Annotated in this window: 10 protein-coding genes and 2 pseudogenes; 3 read left to right on the top strand and 9 right to left on the bottom strand. The window is 46.0% G+C overall.

What is annotated here, in order from left to right:
* Positions 1-603: 603 nt before the first annotated feature.
* From QT990_RS35820 to QT990_RS16255, 8 genes and pseudogenes are all read right to left on the bottom strand, one after another.
* A pseudogene (locus QT990_RS35820) lies at positions 604-1,451 on the bottom strand (reverse transcriptase N-terminal domain-containing protein); the annotation flags it as partial.
* Positions 1,452-2,076: 625 nt separating this feature from the next.
* Positions 2,077-2,543: pseudogene (locus QT990_RS16285) on the bottom strand (reverse transcriptase N-terminal domain-containing protein); the annotation flags it as partial.
* 742 nt (positions 2,544-3,285) lie between these two features.
* Positions 3,286-4,023 (bottom strand): response regulator transcription factor, encoded by a 738-nt coding sequence (locus tag QT990_RS16280; protein WP_333142744.1) that lies wholly within the window; start codon positions 4,021-4,023, stop codon positions 3,286-3,288.
* Between the two features lie 683 nt (positions 4,024-4,706).
* Positions 4,707-5,669, bottom strand: coding sequence for an FTR1 family protein (locus QT990_RS16275; RefSeq protein WP_333310731.1), 963 nt, complete (start codon positions 5,667-5,669; stop codon positions 4,707-4,709).
* Positions 5,670-5,763: 94 nt separating this feature from the next.
* Positions 5,764-6,198 (bottom strand): ferritin-like domain-containing protein, encoded by a 435-nt coding sequence (locus tag QT990_RS16270; RefSeq protein WP_333102835.1) that lies wholly within the window; start codon positions 6,196-6,198, stop codon positions 5,764-5,766.
* Between the two features lie 118 nt (positions 6,199-6,316).
* Positions 6,317-7,060 carry a hypothetical protein gene (locus tag QT990_RS16265; protein WP_333409788.1) on the bottom strand — a complete coding sequence of 248 codons (744 nt, stop codon included), beginning with the start codon at positions 7,058-7,060 and terminating at the stop codon, positions 6,317-6,319.
* A 15-nt stretch (positions 7,061-7,075) separates the two neighbouring features.
* A complete protein-coding gene (locus QT990_RS16260) occupies positions 7,076-7,549 on the bottom strand; it encodes a hypothetical protein (RefSeq protein ID WP_333102838.1) in 474 nt (157 codons plus the stop codon).
* Between the two features lie 136 nt (positions 7,550-7,685).
* Entirely contained in the window at positions 7,686-8,321 is a 636-nt protein-coding gene (locus QT990_RS16255) for a hypothetical protein (protein ID WP_333409787.1), read from the bottom strand.
* Between the two features lie 629 nt (positions 8,322-8,950).
* On the opposite strand from QT990_RS16255, the gene QT990_RS16250 reads away from it, so the two are divergent.
* From QT990_RS16250 to QT990_RS16240, 3 genes are all read left to right on the top strand, one after another.
* Complete coding sequence (locus QT990_RS16250) at positions 8,951-9,880, top strand: energy-coupling factor ABC transporter permease (RefSeq protein ID WP_333142739.1); 930 nt, start codon at positions 8,951-8,953, stop codon at positions 9,878-9,880.
* Positions 9,873-10,529: an energy-coupling factor transporter transmembrane protein EcfT gene (locus QT990_RS16245; protein ID WP_333102841.1), complete on the top strand. Its 657-nt coding sequence runs from the start codon at positions 9,873-9,875 to the stop codon at positions 10,527-10,529. The genes QT990_RS16250 and QT990_RS16245 overlap by 8 nt, the downstream gene beginning before the upstream one ends.
* A gap of 255 nt (positions 10,530-10,784) precedes the next feature.
* Positions 10,785-11,519, top strand: a complete 735-nt coding sequence (locus QT990_RS16240; RefSeq protein ID WP_333142738.1) for an ABC transporter ATP-binding protein — start codon at positions 10,785-10,787, stop codon at positions 11,517-11,519.
* A 117-nt stretch (positions 11,520-11,636) separates the two neighbouring features.
* Here the strand turns inward: QT990_RS16240 and QT990_RS16235 are convergent, their stop codons facing one another.
* Positions 11,637-12,641, bottom strand: coding sequence for an ion transporter (locus tag QT990_RS16235; protein WP_333142737.1), 1,005 nt, complete (start codon positions 12,639-12,641; stop codon positions 11,637-11,639).
* Positions 12,642-12,729 lie beyond the last annotated feature (88 nt).

Genomic DNA, 12,729 nt, shown 5'->3' with positions numbered 1-12,729 from the left:
GCATCTAACTTGCCCCTGAGTGAGAAATCATTACAGAAGTCTTTGGGTAATTCACCTGACCCACGTCAGCACCCTTTCAGGTTGGGTATTGCCCTATCCAGCAGGTTATGGATTTCCTTTGCCTTTCGGCTTACTGGCGTTCGCTTCTTGGGTCATCCCTGTCCCACTGGGGAATTCAGTCGTCCTTGCGGTTGACCTACTGGAAATCCAGACCCCATTGGGGTTATCACGTTCCACATGTTAGAGATGCAACTGAAGAGGGTGTCTCCTTTACTGCGGGGACGGGGTGTCCTCGAATTCGATTCATAAGACCGAATTCCGTGCCTCGGTTGGTAAGACCGAGGTTCATTGTCCCTTCATCACCGTATCAGCCATATTTCGATGACCAGACGTCACGCAGCCTCATCAGAGATTCACTTGCGTTCACCCATTCAGTCTTCCTCTTGCCCGGTTTGTCCAAATGGCTTGGACGCTCCTTAGACGTTACCTCCTTGCAAAAGACCCCACCGTTACCAGTGATGCCCTTGGAGATTGAGGATAGGTTTGGACACTAACCTAGAGAAGTCACCTCCTCACTCACAACATGCGACATCGTGTCGCGCTCACGAAGTCATCTGCATACCTGATTAATGTTGCTCCTGATTGATAACCAGAGTATTTCCCTTTCTTGACTATTGTCCTTCTGGGGAAAGCTTGCTTAATCCGGTGTTCCATCCCGTGGAGGGCAATATTTGCTAGTAGTGGGGAGATGACCCCACCCTGTGGAGTACCCTCAGATGTCTCGTAGTGCTGCATATTGTCCATCACTCCCGCTTTTAACCAGGCTCGTATTTGACGGCGAATGGTGGGGAATGTATTAAGTTTGTTAAGCAGCGCTACATGGTTGATGCGGTCGAAACACTTGGAGATGTCGGCATCTAGCACGTATTTGGCTTTATACCTAATCTCGTTAAATATTGCCTCAATTGCATCATGACATGACCTTCCGGCTCTGAATCCATAACTGTTGGGTTCAAATCGCGCTTCCCATTCAGGCTAAGCGTGCCATCTTGACGAGTGCGCGGCATCGCTCGGTCTTTCATTGTAGGTATACCTAGAGGTCGCTTCTCTTCCGTTCCCGGTTTTGGAATCCATACTCTCCGGGTCGGGCTGACCTTAGAACCCAGTTTTAAGTTGTTTACTAACTTCAAACGAGCTGCTGGGGATAGAGATTTAATTCCATCCACTCCTGCTGTTTTTTTGCCAGTGTTATCTTGGGTAACTCTACGAACCGATAATGCTCTTGCTGACCAAGAATTCATCAACGTCTTTTGGAGTCTGCGTAATGCCTTTACATCACCACGTTGAGAGGCTTGATAGATTCTCTTTTGGAGCTTGTAAACTCGCCGCTCTAGCTTGCGCCAGTTAATCGAGCGCCATTCCACCGTAGTCTTTAAACTCGTTTTAGACATTTATACTCCCTACTTGAGTCTCTATCTTCCAAACATCGTGAGTCTGTCTGCATATCCTGAACATTACTTCAGGCTTTGGCTTTTGACTCAATCTTTCCTACTCGCAGCATCCGGTTAGCACCTACTCAGTCATCGACCTCACTGAGAGCTTACGAGAGGTTACTTCGTTTCTGATAGTCATTGATAGAGTTTTTAGAGCGGTACTCTCCACCGGGTTTGGAGGAAGTGCTTGTTGGTCAACCAGGAATTGCCAACTCCCCATTATCCTTGCCCTGTTTGGGACTCCCAGCGTTTAAGCCTGATTCCGCTGGTTATTCATGACGATGGTTAAACGTACCTTCGTGTGCCTACTCATGAACTCTTGCTTGGTGATTGCCAGATTAGGCTTCCAGCATTGACACCTTTCACCCCCGCTTCAGGGATTGATGGCTAGTCGCTACCCTGGGGGACACAGTTCAGAACTGCGCTCTGTGTGCTTTCACTCCTGCACTTGGAGGGTGGGACTTGAGCGGTTCTAGAATACTTTTCTCTCACCCACATGACTATCAAATTGTCAAGGTTCTTATGTTACTTGCGGGTAATCCTCTACCCATTTCAGGGCTAGTTTCTACCCAACGAATCGCACTCCTGGTCGAAACCCGTATGAGTTAGGTTCAAATCGCGCTTCCCATTCTGGCTAAGCGTGCCAGCTTGACAAGTGCGCGGCATCGCTCGGTCATTTATTGTCGGGATGCCTAATGGTCGCTTCTCCTCTGTCCCAGGCTTGGGAATCCATACTCGCCTAGTTGGAGCGACTTTTGGGCTTAATTTAAGTTTGGCAACAAGGGCGAGACGTTGTTTTGGGGTCAGGCTTTTAAGCCCATCCACACCAGCCGTCTTCTTGCCGCTGTTGTCTTGTGTTACCCGCCTGACCGCTAAGCATCTTGCTGACCAGGACTTCATCAACGTCTTTTGGAGTCTGCGTATTGCTTTAACATCACCACGTTGAGAGGCTCGATAAATTCGTTTTTGGAGCTTATAGACAGACCGTTCCAGTTTTCGCCAGTTAATGTGTCTCCATTCCACCATCGGTTGTGACCGTGTTTTAGACATATATACTCGGACTTTCGACTTTATCTTCCATATCACCGCGAGTCTGTCTGCATATCCCTGTCATTACAACAGGGCATTAGCTTTTGACTCTATCCCACCTGTTCGCAGCATACGGTTAGCACCTGCTCTTGGTATTCGACCTCCAAGAGAGCTTACGAGAGGTTACTTCGTTCCTGATAGCCATTGATTGAATCTTTAGAGTTGATGCTGTCCACCGGGATTATTGGGAGTGCTGCTGATACACCAAGACTTATCAGCCCCTAATCCATTGCCTTTTGGCTCCAGCGCAAAAAGCCTTATTTCGCTGGTTGGCTTTCACGATGGTTCAAGCGCATCTTCGCTTTCGCTACTCATGGATTCTTGCTAAAGGGGATTGCTGACTTAGGCTGTCAGCTACCTTCTTTCGTCCCGCTTTACCAATTTGATGGCTAGTCTCCTCAGTAGGGATCGTGCTTTCACCACTGCACCTGTGGGGAGGGATTTGTCTTTCTGTTATTAGGCAGGAGACTCACCCTCATGGCTATCAAGTTGTCAAGGTTCAGTTAGGATTACTCCTTTCTATGTTCCTTGCCTCCTATCTTTGGGCATTGCTACCCTTTCAGGAGAACGAGTCGCAGCCAGGCTTCAGCCGTGGGGAGTGTCAAATATTCATCTCAAACTCCAAACAACAAAGCCTGAGAGCTAATGCTCTCAGGCTTTTCTAGCTGAATTTTTCACTGCTTGTTGCATCGGGCGCGCTAGCTCAAGCAGAGGATTTGCTTTCTTCAGCTACTTGCTCGTTGTTGGGTAACTCCAGGCAATAACCAGCCCCGTATACGGTTTTGATGTACCGAGGATGGCGGGGATCGGGTTCCATCTTGGTTCTCAGGTGTCTGATGTGTACACGAATTGTTTCGATGTCGTCGTCGGGGTCGTAACCCCACACTTCTTTGAGAATTTCGCTGGGAGAGACTGTCTGACCGTGGCGCTGAAGCAAGCAGTGCAGCAACTCAAACTCTAGGTGGGTCAGTTTGACTGTCTGAGCGTACCAAACAGCTTCAAACCTTTCGGGGACAAGGGTCAGCGGGCCGTAATTCAGAATTTCGGAGTGTTTGGCAGCTTGGGGGATGCGGTCTGTTCGCCTTAGTAGAGCTCGCACTCGCGCTAGCATCTCTTCTAGTTCAAAGGGTTTGGTCAGGTAGTCGTCGGCGCCGGAGTTGAAGCCTTCTACTTTGTCTTGAGTTTGACTTAAGGCGGTCAACATCAAGACGGGAATGTCTGAGGTGCGCTCGTCACGCCGCAAACGCTGACATACGGTGAATCCGTCTACTCTAGGCAGCATGAGGTCTAGCATGATCAGGTCGGGGAGCAGTTGTATGGCTAGTGCCTGACCTTTGATGCCGTCTTCTGCCTGGGTGACTTCGTAGCCAGCCATTTCTAGGTTGACGGCTACGAGTTCGGCGATCGCCGCGTCATCATCAATAACAAGTATCCGGGGCATCATTATTTATCTCACCGCTAACCAGATGGGGGAGGCTACAGCCTTCTGGGGGTTCCAGGTAACTTTAACAAGCAATTTTTTAATTTTAAGCTTCATTTAAGAATTATAAGGTTGATTAAGACCTTTTTGAGCTATGTAAAAATTGTTGTATTAATTATAAGCGCCTTCAGTGGGTATCAGAAAGACTGTTCGCCAGAAATCTGGCCTGGAGTAGATTTTTTGTTGGCGGGCGCGACTTCTGTGGCGACGAGTGATGATGGGATTTGAGATTTTAGAGCCACCCTGCGTTTGTTTGCTCGTAGTGGGTCATCGCCCCTGTTCTCGATCGACACCTTTGCGGGCCTGACATTGCCAATTCTGCTCTCTGCAAGTTACATATTTTCGACGATCGCCCACTCTACGACTTGTGATTTATAAAGTTGGTGAGGTTGAGAAAAATTTTGTTTTTTTTGAGGGTTAGCCCTTGCTTTTTTTAGCTCTTGACTGTATTATTAAATAATAGAAATCTAACTATTTATTTTCAAAACAAGCGCTATTCCCATTATTAAATAATATCATACAAATGTCAAAGAGTCTATCCCAAAACCCTAAAATTTTTGGCCGATTTTGGAAAATCAGGCAATTTTTTTGGGCCTCAGAAGCAGTGAAAGCAGGGAAATAATCTGTAACCATAGCCGACACAACTACTGAGAAAGAGTTGATTCTTGAGCCGACTGAGTATTTTTTGGGGAAACAGTCGCCTTAGAGCCTAATTTTTGGAAATAAAGACCGCCGATGGTGGCTAAGAATATTGTGTAAGCCGCCGCTTGGACGAGATAAAGTCGATCTCTGTATCCAAACAGTGCTTTGAGAATCACTCCGGGAAATTGTCGATCGGGCAAAATTTCCGCTGCATTCCACACCATAGGCCCTAAAATACAAGAGTGGAGTGGTGCGAGGCGATCGTAATAAAAACAAATCCCTGCATACTGGCTATTCATCTGCGACAACATCCCAGCGGCTTGGTCAAAATGTTTGAGTGCAGATACTGCCAAACCTGCCACGATTAACAGCAACAAAATCCCCATAAACTTGAAAAACAGGCGGATATCAATTTTTACGCCCCACTTGAACAGTAGCGCGCCAATGATTGCCGCCCCAGTCAAACCGCCCAAAGCACCTAAAGCAGGAGTTAAACCTTGTTGAAATTGAGCGCTGACAAATATAACTGTTTCAAAACCTTCGCGCAGTACCGCAATAAAAATTAAGCCAAATACGCCCCAGCCGGCATTGCTATTTTCTGTCAAGGCTGCTGTAACTGCTCCTTCAACTTCAGCTTTGAGAAAGCGCGCTTGCTGAGTCATCCAAATTAGCATCCAGCTTAGCATTGCGATCGCCACAATTCCCAACACGCCCTCTAATAGCTGTTTAATTACTGGTGCGTAAGGCTGCTCGGATGTTGATAGGGCTGCGAGCAATCCATTGAATAAAACACCCACAAAACCGCTAGCAGCAATTCCGGCTGCGACACCTGCATACACCCAAGAATTGAGGTGAGTTTGCTCGGCTTTTTTGAGGCAAGCTAGTACAATTCCGACGACTAAGGCGGCTTCTACGCCTTCGCGCAGGGTAATTACAAAAGTTGGTAGGGCTTCGCTAAAATTCATTTTTTATAATCATGGGGCATGGGCATGGGGCATTGGTCATTGGTCATTGGAAATACAACTTACCACTAACCAATAACCAATAACAATGATTAAATCAACTATAATCCCGCAGCATTTTTTTCAATTCTACTTGGTGCAATTCTTCTTGTCCAATTAGATTGCGGGCATATTCTTCCAAATAAACGCTGGAGTCGGTCACAACGTCAAGTAAAGATTTATACTTTTTGAGCGCTTTTTTCTCGTGATTTAAACTTTCTTCTAACAAGTCTTTCACCGAGTGTTTGTAGGTTTCTTCGATGGGAGCAATTTTCTGACTGGGATGCCCCTCTAAACCGGTGAGAATTTCTCCTGCTTGTTGGGCGTGGAGTAGGGATTCCGTGGCTTGTGCTTTAAAAAACTGCACGATGGGAATCCGGTTTGGCCCTGTCACCATTAGTGAATAGTGGGTATAGCGCACGACACCTGCAAGTTCCCATTCCATGATGGTGCATAGCAGTTCCTGAGTTTTTTTTTCGTCAAGTTCTTTCATTTGTTGTTTTAGATGTAGAATGCCTTAGAGGGCGCTGTTTATAATATCACATTTAAGTTAAAAATGAAAAGTAAGGTGCGGAGGACGCACCTTACCGGATATAGATGTTGTATGTGAGTTAGGGGTTAACTTCTAAGGTTCCAGTAGGAGCAAACACTACAGTAAACTTAGCGACTGGTGCTGCATTGTTGCTGCTAGTTTCGGGAGATTTGAGCAGATTTGGCAAAGGAGTTTCTTGGGTGTAATCCTTGGCTGGCTGGTTGAGGGGCTCGAAATTGCCGATCGCCCCATCTTGACTTGTAGTGACTCGATAGACTAGATTTTGATTGAACGTAGGGCTAGTTTGCCAAGTTCGATCGATGCGATCGTAGACTTTTAGAGCTAACTCATCTAGTTTTACGCGATCCGTAATTTCTGCTGTCTGATTTGTTCCATCCACCGCCTGAACTTGCTGCTGGCCTGCTGATACAGGTACAGCTTGGACAGTCTTATCTGTAGGGCTACTCGCAATAGCCGTTTCAGTAGACGTATTAGTGAAAGGTAAAACCTTTGGAGACTTGTCAGGCAGCTTTTTTTGGCTATCAACCCCTAAATAGGAATTATTTGCAGCCGGAAGCGCACTGCTACTGGCAATAGCTGGTTGGGCCAGCCCCTTAGCAACAGCATTAGCAACAGCATTAGCGGGATTTTGTCCCTCGATTGTGAAAGACTTGACGTGGGAACCGAGAAACTTTTCTTTTTGGCTGACGCGCCACATTGAGATAGGAAAACTCACAAAGAAAAGAGTCAAAACTCCCATACTAATCCAAACTATTTTGTGCATCTCCCTGGCTGGGATCGGCTTATTTTTTGTTTCCATCATCAAACCTCGCATTACTTAAGTTAAGGGCAAATAGGGGAAGAGAGGATGCCAGGACATAGCTGTCGCAGCAACTAACAAAGCAAACATCCAGAAAAATATGGTGCGACTTTTAATCTGCTGATTTTTCCACACCAGATGCAGAATTGGCCAACTGACAAGCCAACCGACAAGCAACATAGTTTCTTTGCCCGTATAGCTGCCGATGTTGCCCCACAATTCATCATTAGTCTTGCTTCCGGGAATCCAACTACCGAGGTTCCAAAGCATTTCGTTTATCTCTTTGGATGTGTCCCCTAAATGGTGACTCACCATCATTGTGAAACAACCAATTGCAGCGCTAACTATTGCTGCTGCTGCTGGGCCCGAAACCCTAGGCGCAGTTGCCGAACCCTCAGCTAAACCGTTAGGAAAGTGTTTTAATTTGCTCCAAAATTTACCGTAAAAAGGTTCATCCCCCGCATGACTTTGGCGGGATAATTGTCTGGTCATTTCACAAATCTCCTATGATAGTTGATAGTTGAGAGTGGGTAGGGGCAGTGCCACCTTGTCCGCCTTGAGAGTCAATCGATTGAGAGTTGAGAGTTGAGAGTCGATTGATTGATAGTTGATAATTGGCAAATGCGGACTACAAAGCATGAATTTTAGCAACGCCAATTCCACTTACCATGCCACCCATTGAAAAAAACATTAGCGCCATCAAAGCTACACAGGTTGCGGTTAAAACCGGGCGATTATGCTTTTCTAAAATTGCATCGCCGTAAGTCCACAGAATCCAGGTGCAAGCTATTGCTAATGGCAGGGTAAACAGGACGCTAAACTCGTGATATTCCATCAAAACATACTGCCCTAAAGGCGAGTTTTCTTTCAGCCAAGCCCGAGCTCCGCCAAAGTCCATGCCTGCCCGATAACGCATATAAGCCCAATTGCCGGTAGCTATGGCTAAAAAGCTCAAAATAGATGACCAAAAGGCTAATGTACGCATTTGTGGCAAGATTTTACCGGCACCGCGCAGCAACGGGAAAGCTAAATGTCCCGTGTAAACCATCACTACCATTGCAAACATTGCGCCTAAGCCGTGAATGGTTCCCATCAATCGTTGCCAATGGCTGGGATGCAGTAGGTTGACTAGAGGTAAAAACAGAAACATACCAGCCGATAAAAAACTCAGTCCGTAGATAGAAACTTGAGCGATATCTAACTGTCTGGGAAATTCCGATGGAACTAAATCGGTAGTTGAGTCTTGGGTTGACGGCTGCACCACTGGCAAACCTCCTGTAGGTTGTGCGGAAAATTACTTGAGAATAAGCGCATTAGTATTTTGAGTTTCTTGATAATGGAGCTCGTGCAGGCAAAGCCGATCGCACTTGGGCGCGCTCGACAACTGCAAACCTACTGCTAACTATATATAGTCGCAATAATTCGCACTTTTTAGTTTCTCTAACACGCAATACTTTGGCTTTGACTAGCTATCTGCTAATTTCACAGCTGCGGTCGTCAAAAACTTAATGCAATTTATTCTCAAGAGTTGAGAATAAAACCAATGATAGATTTTCAGCATATTCTTTATATTTTTTTAATATTCTTGTTTTAGCTGGACGGTGAATACAATTTGGAAGTTGAATGTGTAAACAAATATTGATAATTCTTATCAAAAAGCTTTAATGTGCAGGTTGTCTGTAAAATATCCGAATAATTCTTCAGGATTATTTAATATAAAATTTCTCATCCTCAAAATTCTGCCGATGAGGCGCTAATCTATATCCCATAAGGGATCGCCCGCCACCAATCCCCCGATCGCTCGCTCGCAGAAATACCCCCACAGGGGATGGTAAATTTTTGTAAAAAATAGTTGACTAAAGGGCTGGAACTTTTCTCGTTTGGGAGAGATCGATGCACATACCTGATGGCTTTCTTTCACCGCCAGTAGCCATTGCCACCGGCATAGCAAGTGCAGCAGTAATTGCAGTTGCGCTAAATCGAACCCGCGCCAGTCTTGGACTTCGACAAGCCCCAATCATGGGCTTAACCACAGCTTTCGTGTTTGCAGCCCAGATGATCAACTTTCCCGTAGCCGGCGGCACCAGCGGCCACTTGTTGGGAGGAGCGCTGGCATCCGTCGTATTGGGGAACCCTTGGGCGGCAACTTTGGCAATGAGCACGGTTTTTATAATTCAGAGCGTCTTGTTTGCCGACGGGGGCATCACCGCCCTGGGAGCCAATATTTTTAACATGGGGCTAGTTGGCATTTGGGTGGGCTGGTGGCTGTTGCAGCCATTGCAGCAACTCTTGGGAGGTTCCAGAAATCGTTTGCCCCTAGCTGCGGGCATCGCCGCTGGCCTCAGCGTCGTGGCTGCTTCGATTTGTGTGGCGATCCAACTCGCAATTTCTGGTACAGTAGGGCTCAATATCGCATTGCCAGCAATGGTAGGCGTACATATTTTAATTGGCATTGGCGAAGGGGTAATTACAGGCGGCGTGTTAACTTATCTCGTCAAAGTGCGGCCGGATTTACTGCCGGGACAACAGCCACAATTGCAGAAATGGGTAGTGCCAGTAATCGGAGTTTTATTAATTTCCGGGGTGCTTTCACTGTTCGCATCAAGTTGGCCTGACGGGTTAGAAGCGGTAGCCGAAAAATACGGCTTTAAAGATAAAGAAGCTGTGGCGATCGAAAATCCCACTCCTTTAGCAGATTACACAGTTAAAGGATTAGAAGAACAGCCTGTTGGTACTAGCATTGCTGGACTTTTAGGGTCTGCCTTCAGCTTCGGCGCGGCTTTTGGAATTGCTCAGTTGGTGGTAAAACCTAAAGATGTCTAAACTCTCCATACCTTTTCGATTGCGAATGTCTCTCACAATTGTGATTGGCATGGGTTTTCTGAAGACAGGCGCTTGGCTGTGGCTGGGAATTTATGGGGCGATCGCACTTTTTTGGTCGTTTTGGCTCAGGGCTCCCGTGCGAACCCTAGCGCAACTGTTGGGAGCAGAATTGGTTTTTCTCTCCTTATTAGTGCTGCCCCAAGGTTGGGAACGCGCCAGTTTTCTGTTGCTACGTTCCCTAATTTGCCTGCTAATTATGAACAGCTTTCTGCTAACTTTGCCACCCCACAGTTTCGGAATCGCCCTCAAAGGATTACCCCTACCAGCAGGTTTGCAAGAGATTGTACTTTTAACAGGACAATACTTAGAAATCCTGCTGTCCGAAGTCAACCGCATGAAAATATCAGCCCAACTCCGGGGCTTGTCCGGTACCGGAGGATGGCTGCGCTACGCCAGTGCTTCCATGATCGGAGCGCTTTATTTGCGAAGTCTCGATCGGGCAGAAAGAGTACACGCAGCCATGCTAATTCGCGGGTATCAAGGAGCTTTACCTGCCGACTCAAAATCAACACCAAAAGAGCGACTCTGGCTGACACTAGCAATTTTAATCGCAGCCGGATTAACAACAGCTTCTTACGGTTATTCGTAATTGGGCATTGGGCATTTAACTGGTTCCCAGGCTCTGCCTGGGAATCCATATCCAGAGGCTCTGCCTCGCCTCTTGCGGAGGAAAATTGGAGGCAGAGCCTCCCGATCTGCGTTCCCAGGCAGAGCCTGTGAACGAGTAGAATTGGTAATTGATTAATTCAGGCCTCTACCTTTTGCCTTATCCCTTCCCCTCTCTGCGCCCTCTGCGTTCTCTGCGGTTAAACACTCTTAATCCTAAAATAGAGGAAAATAAAACTTGAGTAGACTAAAATCCGTGCCAACAATCGAAGTAGAAAACTTAGTATTTGGCTATCCAGATCAAAAGCCAGTATTGCGGGGAATTTCTTTTACTTTGCAACCGGGAGAAAGAGTTGCTCTACTCGGCCTGACAGGTGCTGGTAAAAGCACTTTGCTCGAAAACTTGATCGGATTAAAAATGCCTCAAGCGGGCGAGATTAGAGTGCAGGGAAAAAAGTTGGAAGAGGCGACTTTATCGCAGGCGCGCAGGCAGATTGGATTTTGCTTTCAAGATGCTAACGACCAGCTATTTATGCCCACTATTTTAGAGGATGTCATGTTCGGCCCCCGCAATTACGGAGTGCCGCCGGGAGTGGCGCGCGATCGAGCTTTATCACTATTAGACGAATTTGGTTTAGTAGAATTTGCCAACCGTTCGGCCCACGAACTTTCAGGAGGCCAAAGAAGATTAGCAGCCTTGGCAGCAATTTTAGCATTAGAGCCGGCAATTTTAATCTTAGACGAGCCGACCAACGGACTCGATCCCTCGTGGCGGCGTCATTTGGCTAAGGTTTTGTCCCAATTGCCGATCGAGGTAATTTTGATCGCTTCTCATAATTTGAATTGGATCGGGAAAACGACTCAAAGGGCGTTAGTTTTGGCGGATGGTGAGATTAAAATTGACAGAAAAACCCAAGATTTGCTGGCAGATACATCCACTCTCGAATATTACAATTTGCCGCCCGATTGGTAATTAACTATTGGTTATTAATCCTTACATAAAGCAGTCATAACTAACCACAAGCGATTGCTTGACTTTGGATCATTAGGGTAACTATTGGGTGGAATTCTAGGCAATGTATATCTGTAATTACAGCTCGAATTTGCGGACGGCTTCATTGTAGAGATGAATAGCTAAATCGCAAATAATTTGTTCATTTTGAAAATCACTTCCTAACTTCTGTTTCGCCGTTTGAACACACATTTTCATCAACTCTGATGAACTTTCGATGTGAAGTGCGATCGCCCTTTGCTTTTCTTCAAACCCAACCTCGATTTCCGCCAGCCTTTTGACCGATTGACAATTCGCGGATTGCTCTAAATTTGCCGCCATTTTTTCCTGCTTTCTCCTTTGGACTTCCTCGGAAAAACCCGCAGCAATGAGCCCCGCAGGTAACGCAAAAATTCCGATTCCCAAAAATGCTAATATTGCTCCTAACAATTTTCCTAAAGGAGTGATTGGATAAATATCGCCGTAACCGACAGTAGTTAAGGTCACAACTCCCCACCACATTGCATCGGGGATGCTCGCAAAAGTTTCGGGATGCGCGTCGTATTCAACAAAATACATGACGCTAGAGGCAAATATTAACAGAATAAAAACTGCAAATGCGGTGGCAATTAACTCCTCTTTTTTATCGTACAATACTGCTCCCAGAGTTCTGATTGACTCAGAATAACGGCTCATTTTTAGCAACCGCAACAAGCGCAGAACACGAATTAAATTAACGAAGTTGAAAGTAGGAAATAACAGCAAGAAGTAAAAAGGTAAGATGGAAAGTAAATCTATCAAACTTAGCGGTGTAAGAGCATATCTCAATCTTCCCCAAAGCGGGTGGCTGTATCTGCGATCGACTGTAGACACCCATAGCCTCAAAATATATTCTATTGTAAATACTAAGGAGGAAACAATTTCGATGTTTGCCAAAAACGATGTGTGTTCGGGCGACAATGTGGGCGAAGTAGAAGCAATAAAAGCTGCGACGTTGATCAGAATTAAACAAGTTATGATAAAATCATCTGCTAAACTGTATAAATTGCTTGAGTCTGAGGTTTCTAAAATTTCATAAATTATAGTTTTGATTTTTTTACGCATCTGAGTTTGTCCTAAAAATTTAGCAATTAACGATCGCGCTTGACTACAGTATAAGCAATTAGATTCAAAAAATTAAGCAGGAGTTGCC

The organism is Microcoleus sp. T3_B1 (genome assembly GCF_036700445.1).
Taxonomy (GTDB): domain Bacteria; phylum Cyanobacteriota; class Cyanobacteriia; order Cyanobacteriales; family Microcoleaceae; genus Microcoleus.
Note: the sequence above shows the minus strand (reverse complement) of the source record. Positions and strands in the feature narration are given on the sequence as shown.

What these genes read in the sequence shown, in the direction of transcription:
- QT990_RS16280 (WP_333142744.1), bottom strand. Translation starts at nt 4,023, where the DNA reads ATGCCCCGGATACTTGTTATTGATGATGACGCGGCGATCGCCGAACTC.
- QT990_RS16275 (WP_333310731.1), bottom strand. Translation starts at nt 5,669, where the DNA reads ATGAATTTTAGCGAAGCCCTACCAACTTTTGTAATTACCCTGCGCGAA.
- QT990_RS16270 (WP_333102835.1), bottom strand. Translation starts at nt 6,198, where the DNA reads ATGAAAGAACTTGACGAAAAAAAAACTCAGGAACTGCTATGCACCATC.
- QT990_RS16265 (WP_333409788.1), bottom strand. Translation starts at nt 7,060, where the DNA reads ATGATGGAAACAAAAAATAAGCCGATCCCAGCCAGGGAGATGCACAAA.
- QT990_RS16260 (WP_333102838.1), bottom strand. Translation starts at nt 7,549, where the DNA reads ATGACCAGACAATTATCCCGCCAAAGTCATGCGGGGGATGAACCTTTT.
- QT990_RS16250 (WP_333142739.1), top strand. Translation starts at nt 8,951, where the DNA reads ATGCACATACCTGATGGCTTTCTTTCACCGCCAGTAGCCATTGCCACC.
- QT990_RS16245 (WP_333102841.1), top strand. Translation starts at nt 9,873, where the DNA reads ATGTCTAAACTCTCCATACCTTTTCGATTGCGAATGTCTCTCACAATT.
- QT990_RS16235 (WP_333142737.1), bottom strand. Translation starts at nt 12,641, where the DNA reads ATGCGTAAAAAAATCAAAACTATAATTTATGAAATTTTAGAAACCTCA.